At 61.1% G+C, this 16,526-nt stretch carries 13 protein-coding genes; 5 read left to right on the forward strand and 8 right to left on the reverse strand.

Annotated elements, in window-relative coordinates; genetic code table 11:
* Both J3P92_RS12125 and J3P92_RS12130 read right to left on the reverse strand, forming a co-directional pair.
* On the reverse strand, positions 1 to 1,128 hold the full coding sequence (locus tag J3P92_RS12125) for an acyl-protein synthase (RefSeq protein ID WP_434650928.1): 1,128 nt from the start codon (positions 1,126 to 1,128) through the stop codon (positions 1 to 3).
* 24 nt (positions 1,129 to 1,152) lie between these two features.
* Complete coding sequence (locus tag J3P92_RS12130; RefSeq protein ID WP_434650930.1) at positions 1,153 to 2,388, reverse strand: MFS transporter; 1,236 nt, start codon at positions 2,386 to 2,388, stop codon at positions 1,153 to 1,155.
* 258 nt (positions 2,389 to 2,646) lie between these two features.
* Here J3P92_RS12130 and J3P92_RS12135 point away from each other — a divergent pair, with 258 nt between their 5' ends.
* On the forward strand, positions 2,647 to 2,835 hold the full coding sequence (locus tag J3P92_RS12135; protein WP_186631798.1) for a hypothetical protein: 189 nt from the start codon (positions 2,647 to 2,649) through the stop codon (positions 2,833 to 2,835).
* A 7-nt stretch (positions 2,836 to 2,842) separates the two neighbouring features.
* On the opposite strand, the gene J3P92_RS12140 is transcribed toward J3P92_RS12135, so the two are convergent.
* Positions 2,843 to 3,223, reverse strand: coding sequence for a fe2+ zn2+ uptake regulation protein (locus tag J3P92_RS12140; protein ID WP_434563878.1), 381 nt, complete (start codon positions 3,221 to 3,223; stop codon positions 2,843 to 2,845).
* Between the two features lie 294 nt (positions 3,224 to 3,517).
* Between J3P92_RS12140 and pvdQ the strand changes: the two genes are divergently transcribed.
* Positions 3,518 to 5,866: a bifunctional acylase PvdQ gene (gene pvdQ / locus J3P92_RS12145; RefSeq protein WP_434650932.1), complete on the forward strand. Its 2,349-nt coding sequence runs from the start codon at positions 3,518 to 3,520 to the stop codon at positions 5,864 to 5,866.
* Positions 5,867 to 5,910: 44 nt separating this feature from the next.
* Here pvdQ and J3P92_RS12150 read toward each other — a convergent pair whose 3' ends face one another.
* Both J3P92_RS12150 and J3P92_RS12155 read right to left on the reverse strand, forming a co-directional pair.
* Positions 5,911 to 6,909, reverse strand: a complete 999-nt coding sequence (locus J3P92_RS12150) for a FecR family protein (protein ID WP_434650934.1) — start codon at positions 6,907 to 6,909, stop codon at positions 5,911 to 5,913.
* Between the two features lie 190 nt (positions 6,910 to 7,099).
* Entirely contained in the window at positions 7,100 to 11,392 is a 4,293-nt protein-coding gene (locus J3P92_RS12155) for a dermonecrotic toxin domain-containing protein (protein WP_434651120.1), read from the reverse strand.
* Between the two features lie 776 nt (positions 11,393 to 12,168).
* On the opposite strand from J3P92_RS12155, the gene J3P92_RS12160 reads away from it, so the two are divergent.
* Positions 12,169 to 13,200 (forward strand): Ldh family oxidoreductase, encoded by a 1,032-nt coding sequence (locus tag J3P92_RS12160; RefSeq protein ID WP_420766821.1) that lies wholly within the window; start codon positions 12,169 to 12,171, stop codon positions 13,198 to 13,200.
* Between the two features lie 60 nt (positions 13,201 to 13,260).
* Here the strand turns inward: J3P92_RS12160 and J3P92_RS12165 are convergent, their stop codons facing one another.
* Positions 13,261 to 13,578, reverse strand: coding sequence for a DUF883 family protein (locus tag J3P92_RS12165; RefSeq protein ID WP_420766822.1), 318 nt, complete (start codon positions 13,576 to 13,578; stop codon positions 13,261 to 13,263).
* A 164-nt stretch (positions 13,579 to 13,742) separates the two neighbouring features.
* On the opposite strand from J3P92_RS12165, the gene J3P92_RS12170 reads away from it, so the two are divergent.
* Positions 13,743 to 13,997 carry a hypothetical protein gene (locus tag J3P92_RS12170; protein ID WP_039591001.1) on the forward strand — a complete coding sequence of 85 codons (255 nt, stop codon included), beginning with the start codon at positions 13,743 to 13,745 and terminating at the stop codon, positions 13,995 to 13,997.
* Between the two features lie 4 nt (positions 13,998 to 14,001).
* On the opposite strand, the gene J3P92_RS12175 is transcribed toward J3P92_RS12170, so the two are convergent.
* The gene (locus J3P92_RS12175; RefSeq protein WP_434650937.1) at positions 14,002 to 14,910 is read right to left on the reverse strand and encodes a LysR substrate-binding domain-containing protein; all 909 of its coding nucleotides are present in this window, start codon (positions 14,908 to 14,910) and stop codon (positions 14,002 to 14,004) included.
* 84 nt (positions 14,911 to 14,994) lie between these two features.
* Between J3P92_RS12175 and J3P92_RS12180 the strand changes: the two genes are divergently transcribed.
* The gene (locus J3P92_RS12180; RefSeq protein WP_420766824.1) at positions 14,995 to 15,918 is read left to right on the forward strand and encodes a carbon-nitrogen hydrolase family protein; all 924 of its coding nucleotides are present in this window, start codon (positions 14,995 to 14,997) and stop codon (positions 15,916 to 15,918) included.
* A gap of 1 nt (position 15,919) precedes the next feature.
* Here J3P92_RS12180 and J3P92_RS12185 read toward each other — a convergent pair whose 3' ends face one another.
* On the reverse strand, positions 15,920 to 16,390 hold the full coding sequence (locus J3P92_RS12185) for an LEA type 2 family protein (RefSeq protein WP_434563890.1): 471 nt from the start codon (positions 16,388 to 16,390) through the stop codon (positions 15,920 to 15,922).
* Positions 16,391 to 16,526: the final 136 nt, after the last annotated feature.

Raw genomic sequence — 16,526 nt, forward strand, 5'->3', positions numbered from 1 at the left:
TCAGTTTTCCTTGATCAATTCGGCAGCGGCCATGGCGCAGCTTCGGCTGGCACTGGTGCCGGCCCGGCCATGCAGCTCGAACCACTGGGTTTGAAGGCCGCACTTGCAGTTGGCCGGGTGCAGGGTCGCCAGATCACTCATCACCACGGCGTGCGCGGGGCTTGACGAGATGTAGGGCGAAACGAACGACAACAACCCTGGTTCGCCGAACGGCTGGACACTGAAGTCCGAGGGGTGGCGTATGAAGACTTTGGAATAGACCGGCACGTGGAACCGATGATGGGCGCACTCGATGTAAGGCACCGCGTGCTCGACCGCACCGTAGCCGTCGCGGCAGCGTTGGACCTCGATGCCGAGTTGCTGTGTGATGCGCTCGTAAACGTGACGTCGGGGGATTTCCTCGGCCGCCTGTTTCTTCCAGCCGCCGCCCAGGAAGACCAGCGAACCGGCGGCGAGCTTCAGGTCTTGCATGCCGGTTTCACGCATGCGCTCAAGCACATGCCAGAGCAGCACCGGGAAGCCGAAGATGCGCACCGGCAGGCCCTCTTCGGCGAAAGATTGCAGGGTGCCGATGGCGCCGAAGACGTCGAATTCGTGGCCTTTTCCCGTGCATCGCAAGGCGTAGGCGATCCGATTGGCCGGTGCGAAGCGGCACAGGAACTGGTCGGTGTAGGCCGTGCCCAGGCGATTGGCCGCTTCGGGCTCATGGCTGAAGAGCAAGTAGTTGCACGGCGAGTCGGGTGTCGACCAGCCGTAATACTCAAAGATGTTTGCCACCATGCCTTGGGCCGCCGCCATGCTGCGCTCGTCGTAACGCATGCGACTTTTCTGCCCGCTGGTGCCCGAGGACGTGAGTTCCAATGCACCTTCGGCGGTGGGGCTGAGCAGTAGTCGCTGCTTGAAATAGCTGGCGTAAATGGGCGGCAGGCGCGACCAGTCAGTCAAACGGTCCAGGTCGTCGGCCCGAAGCCCGTTGGTGTTGAGCCAATGTTCGTAGCCTGGCGTGTGGTGGCTATGGAACAGGCTTATTTCAGCCATGGCTCTGTCGAACAGCCCCGGTGGCAGCGAATCGCCGTCATACGGCTGGGGCCATGCGCACAGCGCATCGGCATGGGGAAAGTGAATCATCGGGTCATCCTATGGGAAGGCAAATCAAGGAAGAGCAGCGGGGCGCGAGGTGAACAGGCGCAGCACGACAGGACAGCTGAGCCCGGCGATGCCGACCATCAGCGCGAAGGACTCAAGGTTCGCCCCGGCACCCAGCAGCGCCAACAGCGACCCTGTCGCGCTCATCACGGCGATGGAGATCATCCCGACCATGGCCGAAACCAAGCCCTTGCTATCGTCGGTGGCGAACAGGGCCAGTCGATACAGCGCGGCATTGCCCATGCCGAGCCCGATGGCATACAGCGACAGCCCACTGACCAGGACGGGAACGGACAGGGCGAACTGACTGCCGGCCACCAGCGCGGTCAGGCCTGTACACAACGGCCACAAGCTGTAGCGGACCACCCGATGCACCCCAGCCCGTTCCACCAGGGCGTTGAGGACGAGATTGCCGAGGATGACCGCCGCGAAAACCGGAATCTGCCAAACCCCATACGCCAAGGGGGACAGGCCTTGTCCTTGGATCAACAGCAGGGGCGACAGGCCGATCCAGGCAATCAGCGGCAGGCTCATCAACCCCAGCGCGACACTGGCCGACATGAAGCGACCGTGGCCCAGCAGCGCTGCGTATCGCCTTACGAGCGAACGCAGGTCGAATGCTTCGACGACCGGTGTTTCAGCGCCGGCATGTGTGCCAGGGGGCGTTCGCGGCATGAACCCCCACAAAGCCAACCAGCTGACCAGCCCGAGACCGGCCAGCAACATGAACAGCTCGCGCCACGACAGCCATTGCAGCAGCAGCCCGCCCGCCAAAGGGCCTAAAAGCGGTGAAAGAAGGGCGAGATTGCCCAGCATGGCCATGACCTTCACGGCGGCGGATTCGCAGAATATTTCCTGTATGGCGGGGTAGCTGACTGCAATCACGAAGCCCAGCCCCATCCCCTGGACCAGACGAAGCCCATTGAAACCCTGCATGCCGGTGACCTGGGTGATCGCCACGCAAGCCAGCACGAACCCGGCACACCCCACGAGCATGAAGGGGCGCCGCCCATGACGATCCGACAACGGGCCGATCAGCCACGGCAGCAGGACGCCGCCCAGCAGGTACAGATTGAACGCGTGGGGAATCTGATCGGGGGATGCATCGAGGTCCTGGGTCACGGTGAGCATGGCGGGCATGATCAAGTCGCTGGCCATGTAAGTGAGGAACTCGAAAAGAGCGATGGCCAGGCAGAAACCTGTCAGGCGAAAGGGTGAAAGAAGGGTGGGCTGATTTGGCATGGATTCCCAACGTCGGTTCTCGGAAAGAAGGAAATTTCTTCTTTTCCGAGCGTACGTTGGCGAGATCCAGGATCGAAAGACGACTTTTCCCATAATGAGCCAAGGAAAGTAGACGGGTAGGTGTGGGAAAGGTCTCTTTCGTTGCGCGAATATGCCCAGGCGGTTGTACCATGCGATCCTGGCTGCCTAGCCACCTTGCCTATGGTGGAAGAAACGCAAGGCTAGGGGGCAGAACGGAAAACTTCAGGAAACTGGCAAATGACTCATTCGCAACGTTTGAAATACTCGATTCTGGTGGTTCTCGTCGTACTGGCGATCATGCTCGGACTGTCCTGGATGCAAGGCAAGGGCATGATCAGCGAGCAGCTGTTTCAATACATCGCCATTGCCGTGGCGGTCATCGTCGTGGTGATCAACGGCGTGATGCGACGCAAGGTCAAGCCTTGAGCGCCGCTCATTCTTCGGTGTTGAGCAGGGCCACGGCCTGGTGGTGCAAGCTGTAGCTTTTATCCGAATTGAGCGTGACCACGCCTTCGCCGCACAGGCGCTTTAGCACCTCACGCACGCTCAGAAAGGACAAGGGAATGTCCAGCCCCAACAATTGGCTATGGACGCCGCGTACACCCAGCCGGCGGTTTTCATCGGCGGCCTTGAGCAAGGCGTCGATGACCTTCAAGCGAATCAGGCTCGTCCTGAGCCCATAGCTCTTGAGCAGACGCTTGATCTGCTCGTTGCCGCCTCGTTCCGCTGGCCCAGGGAACGTACGGTTTGTGGCTGTCATCGTGACACGGGCCGATCCTGGCTTGCCCTCCATGGGCATTTGCGCGTTATGCATGTAAAGACTCCTTACCAGCCTGACAGAAAAGATCATCAACGCTCTCCTGTATAGGACGAACGAGAGCGGCCAATCATGAGGACGTGGGTGTGAAAAAAATGCCTGGATACCGTCAAACCCCGGTAGAAGCGGCTTGCCAGCCGATTAATTTTTTTTCATCCGGTTCGTTCTCAAGGTAGGCACATCCGCGTTGAAGCGCGGCGCATGTGAACTTCCAGGCCGGGGCGGACGTACAAGGGCGTATCGGCGGCCGTCCTGGTTTTTGTACGCTATCGATCAGGAGTGAGTGTGGGAATGTCCGGGCAGTTATCGAGGTTTTGCCTTGCCGGTGTCTTGCTGGGGATGTCCCTGGGCTTGAGTACCGTTGTCAGCGCACGAGGCGAGGCCGGGCAGGCCACTGCCGAAATTCGTCGCACCAGTTTTGGCGTGCCGCATATTCGCGCCCAGGATGAGCGGGGGTTGGGATACGGCATCGGCTATGCGTACGCCCAGGACAACCTATGCCTGTTGGCCAATGAGATCGTGACCGTCAACGGCCAACGCTCGCGCTATTTTGGTCCGGAACAGGTCACCGTCGAGCAGCGCGAGAATCGTGCAAGCGACGTGTTTTTTGCGTGGCTCAACACGCCCCGGGCGGTTTCCGGTTTCTGGCAGGCGCAGACGCCCCAGGTCCAGCAGTTGGTGGAAGGTTATGCCGCCGGCTACAACCGCGCGCTGGCTGAGCGCAAGGTCAAAGGCCTGCCGGAACAATGCGCAAGCGAGTGGGTGCGGCCAATCACCGCGCTGGATATTGTCAAGCTCACCCGGCGCCTGTTGGTGGAGGGTGGCGTCGGCCAGTTCACCGAGGCGTTGGCCGGGGCGCAGCCGCCCAAGGCTACGGCAGACGCGGGGGGCTCGGCGTCCGGTTTCGCCATCGCGGCGCAACGGCAACAGCGCTTCGCCCTGGAGCGCGGCAGTAACGCCCTGGCTATCGGCAGCGAACGCTCGTTCAATGGGCGCGGCATGCTGCTGGCTAATCCGCATTTCCCGTGGGTGGGAGGCATGCGTTTTTACCAGATGCATTTGACCATCCCCGGAAAGCTGGACGTGATGGGCGCGGCGTTGCCGGGCCTACCGATGATCAATATCGGCTTCAGCCGGCACTTGGCCTGGACCCATACCGTCGATACGTCCAAGCATTTCACCCTGTATCGGCTACAACTGGACCCCAAGGACCCGACTCGCTACCTGGTGGATGGCAAGTCCGTTGCCATGAGCCAGCAAACGGTCACGGTGGACATCAAGCAGGCCGATGGGCAGGTCAAGCCGGTCTCCCGTGTGGTCTACGGTTCGCAGTTCGGACCGATCGTGCAATGGCCCGGGAAACTGGATTGGGATAACCGGTTCGCCTATAGCCTGCGGGACGCCAACCTGGAAAACGACCGGGTGCTGGCGCAGTGGTACGCGATGAATCGAGCCGTCACGCTCAAGGATCTGCAAGAGGCCGTTCATGGCATTCAGGGGATTCCCTGGGTCAATACCCTGGCCGTTGATGACCAGGGACAAAGCCTCTATATGAACGTCTCGGTGGTGCCCAACGTCGATGCCGGCAAGCTTGCCCGATGCAGCGACCCCAAGGCCGGGCTGCGGCTGATCGTGCTGGACGGTTCACGCGGCGAATGCGCCTGGGATGTGGACCCCAAGGCGGTGCAGAAGGGTACCTATGCGGCGGACAAGCTCCCGCAACTGTTGCGCCGCGATTATGTGCAGAACTCCAACGATTCGGCGTGGATGGTCAATCCGTCGCAGCCGTTGGCCGGTTATTCCCCGGTGATCAGCCAGCAGGACCTGCCACTGGGCCTGCGGGCGCGTTTTGCCCTGGACCGACTGGGACAACTGGAAAAGGCGGGGCCGGTAACGGTGAGCGATTTGCAGGGCATGGTCATGGACGACCGGGTATACCTGGCCGATCAGGTCATGCCGGACCTGCTGGCTTTCTGTGCCGAGAAGCTGGGGGCCGATGCACCGGCCCTGACGCAGGCATGCAGTCAGCTCAAGGCCTGGGACCGTACCGCCAGCCTGGACAGCGGCGTGGGGTTCGTCCATTTCCAGCACATCATGCAGGCATTGCAGGCGGCGCCGGGCATCTGGCGGGTCGCGTTCGACCCGAACGATCCGCAACATACCCCGCGCGGCCTGGCGATCGAAGCATCGCCAGTGGCTGATGCGCTGAGCCAGGCCATGGTCGCATCGGTCCAAGCGGTGGACGCTGCGGGACTGCAAGCGGATAGCCAATGGCGGGACGTGCAGGTGACCCGCAGCGGCGACCGCCGGATACCCATTCACGGTGGACCGGGCGAGCTGGGCATCTATAACGCCATCCAGAGCATGCCGGGCGCGAACGGCCAGCGGGAAGTGGTCAGCGGCACCAGTTATCTGCAAGTGGTGACGTTTGACGGCAACGGACCCAACGCACAGGGACTCTTGGCGTTCTCACTGTCCAGCGATCCTTCATCGCCCTATTCGGCGGACCAGACCCAGGCATTCTCGAAGGGGCAATTAAGTGTGCTGCCTTTCTCTGAACAGCAGATCAAGGCCGACCCGCATTACCAGGCGCAGACCATCCATGAGGGCGCGCAGGCGGGCAGGGTGGCGACGCAATAGCCGTGGGAGCAATCAGGCCGCGTCCCCAAGGGAGGCGGCCTATGTCAGTTTCGGGTAGGACGAGCGATGGCGTTCAATACCAGGTTGCCGTCGCTGTTCTGTGTCAGGTACACCGGCAAGACCTTGGGCAGCGAAGGCACCAGGTTCTTCACTTCGTTCAGGTTGTAGTTTCCACCGATGCGCAGAGTGCCCGTTGCGTTGTCCGCCAGCATCACGGGACGGTCGAGGTAGCGGTTGATCAGCGGCAGCGCGTCGGACAGGGCCAGGTTATCCAGCACCAGCTTGCCACTTCGCCATGCCAGCGAGCTGTCATCGAGGGCGACGTCACGAACCTTCGGCTGGAAATCGCCAGCCCTGTAGCTCGCCTGCATCCCAGGTGACAGTTGCTGGCCGCCCGCTTTGGATGCCCGATGGCTGGTTACCCACACGGAACCTTCCACCAGCGTAACCCGCACTTGATCCTGGTACATCCACACGTTGAAACGGGTCCCGGTCACGCGCACCTGGCCCTGGCCTGCTCGAACGACGAAGGGGTGGCGGCTATCGTGGCGGACATCGAAAAACGCTTCGCCTTTTTTCATCGTGACCCGGCGTTCGTCCTTGTAGTTGGCAAACACCAGCTCGCTTGCGAGGTTGAGCTCTACCTGACTGCCGTCCTCCAGAGTGATGTGACGCACGCTCGAACCTGCCTCGAATCGCTGGTAGGCGTTGGGCAACCACCCCATGTTCCAACCGGTAAAAGCAGCCAGGGGCAGGCCGAGGGCAAGCACCGTCGCCGCGATCGCCATGGAGCCTGCGCGAGACCGCGGGCGCTGGGTCGCAGGGATGGCCATTGGCTCGACGCGCGGCAGATGCTCGGCAACGCCCCAGATTTCCAGCATGGCTGCGTATTCAAAGGCGTGCAGCGGATCGGCGTCGTGCCATTGCTTGAACGCCAGCCGTTCGGCATCCGTGCAGTCGTCCGCATGCAGACGCATGCACCAATGCGCGGCCGCATCGGTGATGGCATCGTATTCGGCTTCCGGGAGTGTACGTTCGGTCATGGGCTCTTCCTGGTTTGCCGCATTCTAACCCTCGGGGCCCATTGCCGAGAACAGGGATGATGGCATTTGCACGGCATGCATGGAGTTTTCCGTTGGTCAGACGTAGGAGCGTCCAGGTCCGGGTCGTACTGTCGCACACATGCCGTGAAAAAAAGATCAACGGCCTTGGCATGCCCACGGCTCAACGCACTCAAGTGGAACGCGATGGACTCGGATCGAGCTGGCGCCCCAATTCACAAATCAGCAGCGTGACCGAATCGGCGTTACGGAGTATGACGTCGATGCGCTTGTCCGGCAAAACCGGGTTCAAGAACGCGTTTCGTGCTTCGTCCATGCTCCGTGTGTCGGTGACTTTCAAAATGGTCTTGGCAATGTCTTTATACATTGGCAACAACTCCAGCCCCTTGTAGCTGTTGTCGGTACTGTCCCACTGTCTGAACAGCTTGGATTTTGCCGTGCCCAGGGAGAGCCCATTGAGTTGCAGCTCCTTCTGCGTGTCATAGCGTGTTTGCCCCAGGTGGGTCGAGGTTGAAATCAAGTCGGGAAACGGCAGCGCAGCGTCCAGGTAGATGATGTCGATCGTGTCGATGAGCTGATGGGATATCTCGTGGATAAGCGTCGCGCCTTGGGCATGCGCGTCGACGTTGAAGAACGCCGGCACCACGGTCTTGTACCAGTCCAGCCCCGGTTCGAAGAAAAACTGCGTCAGGTAGATTCGCCCGCGGGCCGCAGGTTCGAGCACAAATGCGGTTGCCCGGTCTTCCAGGTATTTCAAATTGCCAATGACGATACGGCTGGCGTTCTGCTGTTCCCAGGTGGGGTCGGCCAACGCCCTGCATATCGGGGAAATGGCGGTCTCCACTTTGCCGATCAGGGCGCTGTCGACCTGTCGGACCCCAAAGAACGACATCAGGAAGCTATCTAGCCGAGAACCTGGCAAAGGCTGCTTTTTGAACTGCTCTAGATTGAGCAAGGCGTTCAGCGAATAGAATCTGGCGGTTTCCACTGCCTGTACGATGACGTTGGCGCGATAAGGAGACTTCTTGCGTATCTCAGCCATCCCGCGCGCTTCGATGTTCAAGGATCCCTTTGCCTTGAAATCGCTATAGGTCACCGCCATTTTCGACCCCGCCTTGCCGAAACGAATGGTCTGTCGCTGTGGGTCGATTGCCCATGTCGTTTCGTCGGCGCTATACCTTAGCAACGGTCCTTGGTCATCACCGTGGATAATGCGCCAGCCCCGGCCGGCCCTTGCCACTTGATAGACCTTGCCGGCCAGGGGCACGTAGAACTTGCCGCCGTCGTTTGATTCATAGGTGCCGTCGGCCCGGTTCTGCTGGAGCGCCCAGAGGCTGATGCCTATGGCTTCGAAGGCCTGTAAGTCGGTGCGCAGTGGCGCGGTGCAGGCGATTTCCTGCCACCCGGGCGTCGAGGAGCCGCTTGGCGAGGCCGGTTCGGCGGGATCGAGGAGACCGAATGTATCGTCGCGATTGAGCAAACCCAGCGACACCATTTCCGCGGCGCCGGCGATGAAATCATGCAGGCCGGTTTTCCAGTCGTGCTGCTGCAGGGCTTCGGCCGAACCCTTGAAGTCCTGATAGCTCTCCCAAAGCGTTTCCAGGAACGTCAACCTGGCCGGTAGCTGCCTACCCACCAATCCGATCCCAGAACTGAACAGGTGCAGCACCGTTGCCCAGTCGAATGGGCGATGGTCCTGGTTCTTCGTCCCCAGCATATCCAGTAGCAACGTCGCGTTGTCGTTGTACAGGGTTTCGAATACATCGGTGTCGATCGGATTCGAAGCGAGGGTAATCTCCGACAGTTGCCCGAGGGTGGCGGTAAACAGATTCCGGAAGGTGGCTCGCTGGTCTTCGGGCAGCCGGCGGACCAGCAGGTCCTGAAGCGCGCCGGGGGCATTGAGGGCGGCGACGATGCTTGGTTCATCCTTGAACTCGGCCAGGGAATGCCCCTCGTGGTAGGGAGCATATAAAACATGAGGGTCCGCCGGATCGGCGCTCGAGCTGATCACATAGAGCCCGAGCGCCCTTACCGCGGCGGCGCCGCCGGTCTTGATCAGCTCCAGTGGACGTATGAACGCACCGGCACCCCTGACCGCTCGACGGGCGATGGCGTCCGGCATGTCCAGGACCTGGAGGATCAAGTCGAACGCCTTCGGGGAAATGTGCTGTTGCAGAAGACGTGAGTGAGCGTATTGCAACAATTGCCATGGCAGCTGCTGGCGAAAGCGTCGCTTCCTGGGCTGGACATCGGAAATTGCGCCGCAAAGCGCTTGTTTCACCTGATGTTTGTAAGTGCTCTGGATATCGAGCGACGACAACATCTGCCGCACCGCCAGTTCGTTCAGGCTGTCTGGCAATGATTGCGTGGAGGTCGAGGAAACCTTGAAGCCCTTGCTGGTGACATCGATGGGGTGCAAGGCAAAGTCGGTCAATGAACTGGCAGGGCCGACCACCGCCAGGTTTGGCGTGATCTGGATGGTTTCGGGGTTGAGTCTGTCCTCGGGGAAACGTGCGTCCAGCAGTGCTTGCAGACGATTATGCACGTAGGTACGCAGGGGTTCGATGCCGTCCAGGTAATCCTTGCCATCGGCTACGCTGCTTTTGTATTGCTCCAGGATCTCGACGTGCAAACGTTGATCCTCGAGGGGGGCAGCGCCGAGCCAGGCGGGCAGTTTTTGCCGGTATTTGCTGGCCTGGGCGATGGCCGTGGCGCGTTTCAGGTTGGTGGGCGCTCCTTTTTCCAGCAGGGCTTCAAGACCGTTTGCCAGTGCCGAGCGGGTCAGTTGCCAATCCCCGCTTTTCAGGGCACTCAGGTAGGCGTACTCAGTCTCGAAAAGGTGGATGAACGAGGTCATTCGATTCATCAGAACGTTGTCTTCGATCAGTTCGTAGGTGTCCAGTTGATAGCGTCGGTGGGGCTGGCGCTGGGCCGGGGGAAGGTTGGACAGCAAGCCAAATCGCCTGCGGGAATCGAGCAATTGCCGATTCAATTGTCGAGTGGCCAGGTCGACCGAGGGGAATGCCTGTAGCCCGTCGGCAGGTGTCCAGACGATCGCCATGCCCGAGTACGGCGTATCGAGGCCACCACGCTCGGTCAATAGAAAACAGTTGGCCAGTGGCAGCGAGATGGCGACGCCGGACGATGCGCACGTCAGTTTCAATGAATAAACGTCTGGCCGGAATCCCCTGACGCCGATGCGCCGCCGGCGATCCGGGTAGTCGGGGTCGAAGGCGAACACCGTCGTGATCAGTTCATGGGCGATTGTCGGCAGCGTGGCGTCGATCGAGCGTAGATCAGCCTCTGCGCGAATACCCACTGAAAACACATTGGTCAACTGTGCAAGCAATTGCCTGAGTCCGTTTTGAAGCGAAGACCGGAGAAACGATGGCAGCCTGGAAAATTCGCTAGCGAAGGCGCCTTCCACATCAATGTAGCTCTTGGCCTTTCTTTCCATCTGATCGGCCAGGAAGTTGGAAAGTCGCAATTTTCCATGGAAAGCGGGCTGGGTCCCCCAATGTCCGGCGGTCTTTTGATTGAGTAGCTTGTTGCTGATGAAGGCTCGTATGTCGAGGGCCTTGTCGACCAGTGCATGGACATTCACCCGGCCCTGGCGGGACATTTGCAGCGCATACCGCAGGTTGTGCGTCTGTTTGTCGATGATCGCGCCAGCCAGTGAATCAGCGATAGGCATGTCTATCGGTTCGCCGCAAATTTGCGGATGCTCGAAACCCAGGAGCCGGTTGCGCTCGTCCAGGTCCAGCAGGCTGTAGATCGCCTCCTTTTGCTCGGGCGTGCTGACCAGCGCTTCTTTGAATCCAAGGTAATTGCCAACGACTTGAAGGCCGTCGGTGGGCGTGTAGAGGTAATGACCTTGCCCGCTGACCATCAGCGATCCAGCGAGCTCCACGAAGTTAGGTGCATATTCCCAGAGGCGCACCGTCTCGATGAATAGCACTGCCTCGTCCCGGCGCGACGGCCTGAACAGCCGAAGCAACTCGCGGCCCTGGGCCTCCGTCAGCTGGTTTTTTTCTCGTTTGATCAGAATGGCCGCCCACAGGGCGTCCTGAATGAATTGGGCCAGGAATTGGCGCCGAGACGTGTGGAAGGGGCCGCTGGTGTCCCAGAACGCGTTGACACGATCGATCAGCTTCGGGATCAGCCTTATCGCCGCACCCTTGATGATCGCTTCCCACTCCTGTCCGGAATAGGACGACGCAGGCGTGTCAGGGTGGGTCAGGTCGGCAAGATGCCCGGCTGGCCAGCCTTGATGGTGGAAATAGACCAGCACCGCCTCGCTCAGGGGAATGCTTTGGGTGACATGAATCGCCTCGGGCGCCTGGGTGTAGTCGATCCTGGACAGCGCAATGCGTACCTGCCTGGGATCGAGGCCGGGTAGCGCGTCGCCCAGTATCTGGTCCAGCAGCGTCGCGAGCGGGGGCAACTTGACCAATTCCTCCACCATGGACAGCACGTTGTGGTGCTGGGCATGTTCGATGGTGTTGATTTGAGTCTCGAAAACGTCCCCGTCGATGGCCTGCCAGGATTGTTCGATATCCGTCGTGCCCTTCAGTTCGCTGCGCTGGGCAATCGACAGGAGCCGAAACAGATTGTTGCGATCGCGGTTGTCCAGCAATGTCTGGTCAATCCAGGCCCGGAGCGCTGCGGGACTGTCGAACTTGCGAACGCCGTCCCATGGCGTGTACAGGAATGCTGGATCGACGGCGGTATCGCCGCGTCTGGGCGTGGTTCGCAGGCAAAAGCAGCCAGCCAACGCAATGGCCGGCTTGCCTTCGGCGCTGAACTGGATGGTCTCGGCGATCATCGGAGGCGTCTGTGCGGCGCGTTGCGCATGGGTGGGCAGCGAAACGTTTTGCAGCCAGTCGAGGTCGGCCTGCGTCAGGCCATGGTGTGCCTCCAGCTCATCCAAGCCCTTGGCGGCCAACAGCTGGGGAAATAATAACGGCAGTGCTGCTGTGCTCATCGTCGCTTCTCGTCAGGGCAGGCCAATGCGGCGTCCCGGTGGATGAAGCGGCCAGACTAGGCCACGCTGAAAGGGCACAGGTGGTACATAGTTACCGCATGGACGATGGGCGTGTCTGCCAGGCTCGCTGGCGAACGCCCCGGCCCAAAGGGTTGCTTGCGCAAAGGTTGACAGCGCGCTCATGGGGCAGTGTTAATCAGCCCAGTCTTGTCGTTTCAACGCTGTTGCTACCTCCTAAAATCACTCAGGAGCTTCAGATGTCCGCGCTTCCCGATCACACCGGTCCTTGCACGTTATCCCTTGACGCCTTGGTTGGGCTGTTGGAGCAGATCTTCCTGCGCCACGGCACATCGGCAGAGGTCGCCCGCACCCTCGCCGAAAACTGCGCCGCAGCCGAGCGCGACGGGGCCCATAGCCATGGAGTGTTCCGCATGCCGGGTTATGTCTCCACGCTTAAAAGCGGTTGGGTCGACGGCCGAGCCGTGCCGGTGGTCGAGGATGTCGCCTCAGGTTTCGTACGGGTGGACGCCGGCAATGGCTTTGCCCAGCCCGCTCTGGCGGCCGCGCGGCCCTTGCTGGTGGAAAAGGCCCGCAGCGCCGGTATCGCGGTGCTGGCGATCCGCAACTCTCATCATTTCGCGGCGCTTTGGCCGGACGTCGAGCCGTTTGCCTATGAAGGGTTGGTGGCACTGAGCGTTGTCAACAGCATGACCTGCGTAGTGCCTCATGGCGCGGACCGCCCCTTGTTCGGCACCAACCCCATCGCTTTCGCCGCGCCACGCGCCGGTGGCGAGCCGATCGTCTTCGACCTTGCCACCAGCGCCATCGCCCACGGCGATGTGCAGATTGCCGCGCGCAAAGGCGAGCTGCTGCCGCCGGGAATGGGGGTGGATAGCCTGGGCCAGCCGACCCGCGACCCGAAGGCAATTCTCGAAGGCGGGGCGCTCTTGCCATTTGGTGGGCACAAGGGGTCGGCGTTGTCGATGATGGTCGAATTGCTGGCGGCGGCGTTAACCGGGGGCAATTTTTCCTTCGAGTTCGACTGGCGCAATCACCCCGGCGCCAAAACGCCTTGGACTGGGCAATTGTTGATCGTGATCGACCCCAGCAAGGCCGCTGGGCAAGGATTTGCCGAGCGCAGCCAGGAACTCGTCAGGCAGATGCACGGAGTGGGGCTGCGCCGTTTGCCCGGTGATCGTCGGCACCGGGAGCGCGGCAAGTCCACAGAACAGGGCATCACGCTGGATGAACAGGCGTACGCTCAGTTGCGGGAACTGGCGGGAGCGTAGACCGAAGGCCAGTGGTTTTTTCATGGCAAGGGAGCGGTCTCCCTTGCCTTGGGTCGGTGCTCAACGTCGCCCGAGCAATAACCCCACCACGAGGCCAAACCCCGCAGAAATAGCCACAGTCTGCCAAGGGTGCCCGCCAATATAGACTTGCGTTGCATCGACCATCGGCCGCGTGCGCTCCCGGGCGCTGGCAACCGCATCCAAAGCCTGTTGCAGTTTCAGGGCGATCTGGCCGCGCAGGTTTTCAGCATCCTCGCCGACCAACGACGCACTGCTCTTGAGTAACTTTTCCGACTCTTCGATCAATGCCTTCAGTTCGCTGAAGGCTTGATCCTTGATTTGCTCTCCGTTCGGTTGCGCGGCGCTTTTACGGGCCATTGAGGTGCTCCTTGAGGATGGATGGCAGTGAACAGTGGAGTGCCACGCTTCGGTAAAAGTTGCAGCGCCAGGGGTGCGTCCGTACAGCGCAGGGCCAATTCGGTGTTAAGCCGTTTCCCCGCAAGGTGTAAGATGCCGCCTATTTACGCAACAGGAAATTCCCCATGAGTTTCAATCTGGCTGACAGGCCCCTGGCCGAGCGCGCCGCGCTGGAAGACGAAAAATCCCGGCTCTTCGAGCTTTGGCAGAACAACCTGGGCAAGGCCAAGGGCGACGCCGCCCGGTTGTTCGGCGAGCGTTCCAAGCGCAAGGGCAAGTGGGCCGAATGGGTACGCGCAGAACTGGACGGCATGTCGCCTCCGGAATACGCCAACATGGTGCGCAGCGAGGTCAATCGACTGATGGCCGCCAATAAATAAAAACTTACGCAAAGGTCGCGATGATAGCCTCGCGCACCTTGTCCACCGCCAGGTCCTTCTGCCCGTGGGTCCGCGACCCCAGCTCGATGGGATAGCGCGGCAAGGCCAGCGGGCAGGGCACCAATGCCAGGCCGCTGAGCTGGGCGATGGCGCGGGCGGCATGGTCTGGGATGGTCGCCACGGCCTGGCTGTCCTTGAGCAGGAACGGCAGCGCCGCAAAATGCGTGGTCGAGGCACATACTCTTCGTCGCAGGCCCAGCGCGGCCAGCCCCTCATCGGTGATGCCGATGAAGCCGCCGGACGACACCAACAGATGCTCCCGCGCCACGAAGGCTTCGAGGGTAAGGTCCTGCTGGCCCGCTGCCAGACTGGCCGGATCCATGAGGCAAGCGTAGCCACCTTCGCCGAGGACCCTGCGACTCAGCAGCCGTTCGGTAAATCCCCCCGCCGTAATCGCCAGGTCCAGACTGCGCTCCATCAAGGCCCTGCCGACGATCTGGCTATGGGTCTGGCGAAAGATCAAGCGCAGGCCCGGCGCCCGTCGTGCCACTTCCTCTATCAGGCGGCTTCCATAGGCGATCTCGAAATCGTCGGACAAGCCGAGGATGACGGATCGACCTTCGTAGTGGCTGGCGCCAGGATCGACCATTGCCAGGCTCTGGCGGCACTTGTCCAAGGCTTCACTGATGACGGGTTTCAACTGGTTGGCGCGCAAGGTAGGGGCCAGGCCCCGACCCGTGCGCACGAACAGTTGGTCGTCATAAATGCCGCGAAGCCTGCGCAGCGCCGCACTGATGGCGGACTGGGTAACCCCTAGGCGCAACGCGGCGCGGCTTGCGCTGGATTCGTCGTGCAAGGCTTCGAAGGTTTTCAGCAGGTTAAGATCGACGTCGACGATATTCATTTGGCTCATATCTTTTAGCAGCATTTCGGGCTTTATTGATGATCGGCCGTGGCGTGAAAATCAGCAACACCTGAAACCACGGAGTTCAAGACCATGCCCAAATCCATCGTCGCTGCCCTGCAAATCGGCTCGCTACCGGGTGGCAAAGCCGAAACACTGACGCAGATCCTTTCCTATGAAGAGGCAATTCGCGACGCGGGCGCTCGTTTGGTCGTAATGCCGGAGGCGCTGCTGGGTGGTTATCCCAAGGGCGAGGGTTTTGGAACGCAATTGGGCTATCGGCTACCGGAAGGACGCGAGGCGTTCGCTCGCTACTTCGCCAACGCCATCGACGTACCTGGCGTCGAGACGGAGGCATTGGCCGGCCTGTCGGCGCGCACCGGGGCAAGCCTGGTGCTGGGTGTTATCGAGCGGGCCGGCAATACCTTGTATTGCACGGCCCTGTACTTCGAGCCCGACGCCGGCTTGGTGGCCAAGCACCGTAAGCTGATGCCCACCGGCACAGAACGGTTGATCTGGGGCAAGGGCGACGGGTCGACTCTGCCGGTGATCGACAGCCAGGTGGGTCGCGTGGGCGCGGCGGTGTGCTGGGAAAACATGATGCCGCTGCTGCGCACGGCGATGTATGCCAAAGGCGTCGACGTCTGGTGTGCCCCAACGGTGGATGAGCGGGAGATGTGGCAAGTGAGCATGCGGCATATCGCTCACGAAGGTCGTTGCTTCGTGGTCAGTGCCTGCCAGGTCCAGGCATCCCCCGAGGCGCTGGGAGTCGAAGTGGCTAACTGGCCGGCACAACGGCCATTGATCGCCGGCGGCAGCGTGATCGTTGGCCCCATGGGAGACGTGCTGGCTGGCCCGTTGAAGGGTACCGCCGGGTTGCTGACCGCTGAAATCGACACCGACGAATTGGTGCGTGCGCGCTATGACTATGATGTGGTCGGCCACTACGCCCGGCCCGACGTGTTCGAACTGGTGGTGGACGAGCGGGCCAAGCCGGGCGTGCGCTTCACTGCATGAGTCACCAGGTGGCCGAGGCGCCTGGCAAGTCAAGGGTCCCGCGGTCGACGAAGCGCATCGTGCCGAATACACCGCCGGCGAGCTTGCCCTTGAGTACATAGGGCAGGTTGTCCAGGCGCTGGGTCTGGCTCAGGCCCAGCGTCTGGCGCAGCACCGAAAAGGCCGAGATGCTCACCGGCACGCTTAATACGCCTTCGGAGAAACGTGGGATCGAGCCGCTCTGGTCACTGACCCCCGTCGCCAGGGTGTGGCCGTTGACTTCCAGGTCCAGCGCGACGCCGTTGTACTCGATAGTGGTTTCGTTGGGGTTCTGTAAGCGCAGTTTCACCGCAAAGCGCAGTTCCATGCCCTGGCTGGGTAACGGCTCGATACCGACCACGTTGATGTTCAGCGGATCCCGTTGCTGGAAGAGGGCGCAGGCGCTCAGGCTGAGCACTATCAAAATGAAGGACAAGCCGCGGATTGTGCGCATGAAAGGGGCTCTCGCGTTGGGGCGGGTGGGACAGGACAATAACATTCCACTCGCCATGAGGCTCAAGTCAAAGCGGTGTCGCCTACTGACAGTTTCTGACACCAGCCTCTGCTAATCTGCTGCAACTTTCCTCGTG

Origin of the sequence: Pseudomonas sp. D3-27 (genome assembly GCF_051132165.1) — a bacterium.
In the GTDB taxonomy this organism is placed as follows: Bacteria; Pseudomonadota; Gammaproteobacteria; order Pseudomonadales; family Pseudomonadaceae; genus Aquipseudomonas.

What these genes read in the sequence shown, in the direction of transcription:
- J3P92_RS12180 (WP_420766824.1), top strand. Translation starts at nt 14,995, where the DNA reads ATGCCCAAATCCATCGTCGCTGCCCTGCAAATCGGCTCGCTACCGGGT.
- pvdQ (WP_434650932.1), top strand. Translation starts at nt 3,518, where the DNA reads ATGTCCGGGCAGTTATCGAGGTTTTGCCTTGCCGGTGTCTTGCTGGGG.
- J3P92_RS12165 (WP_420766822.1), bottom strand. Translation starts at nt 13,578, where the DNA reads ATGGCCCGTAAAAGCGCCGCGCAACCGAACGGAGAGCAAATCAAGGAT.
- J3P92_RS12175 (WP_434650937.1), bottom strand. Translation starts at nt 14,910, where the DNA reads ATGAGCCAAATGAATATCGTCGACGTCGATCTTAACCTGCTGAAAACC.
- J3P92_RS12160 (WP_420766821.1), top strand. Translation starts at nt 12,169, where the DNA reads ATGTCCGCGCTTCCCGATCACACCGGTCCTTGCACGTTATCCCTTGAC.
- J3P92_RS12185 (WP_434563890.1), bottom strand. Translation starts at nt 16,390, where the DNA reads ATGCGCACAATCCGCGGCTTGTCCTTCATTTTGATAGTGCTCAGCCTG.
- J3P92_RS12125 (WP_434650928.1), bottom strand. Translation starts at nt 1,128, where the DNA reads ATGATTCACTTTCCCCATGCCGATGCGCTGTGCGCATGGCCCCAGCCG.
- J3P92_RS12135 (WP_186631798.1), top strand. Translation starts at nt 2,647, where the DNA reads ATGACTCATTCGCAACGTTTGAAATACTCGATTCTGGTGGTTCTCGTC.
- J3P92_RS12170 (WP_039591001.1), top strand. Translation starts at nt 13,743, where the DNA reads ATGAGTTTCAATCTGGCTGACAGGCCCCTGGCCGAGCGCGCCGCGCTG.
- J3P92_RS12130 (WP_434650930.1), bottom strand. Translation starts at nt 2,388, where the DNA reads ATGCCAAATCAGCCCACCCTTCTTTCACCCTTTCGCCTGACAGGTTTC.
- J3P92_RS12155 (WP_434651120.1), bottom strand. Translation starts at nt 11,392, where the DNA reads ATGGTGGAGGAATTGGTCAAGTTGCCCCCGCTCGCGACGCTGCTGGAC.
- J3P92_RS12140 (WP_434563878.1), bottom strand. Translation starts at nt 3,223, where the DNA reads ATGCATAACGCGCAAATGCCCATGGAGGGCAAGCCAGGATCGGCCCGT.
- J3P92_RS12150 (WP_434650934.1), bottom strand. Translation starts at nt 6,909, where the DNA reads ATGACCGAACGTACACTCCCGGAAGCCGAATACGATGCCATCACCGAT.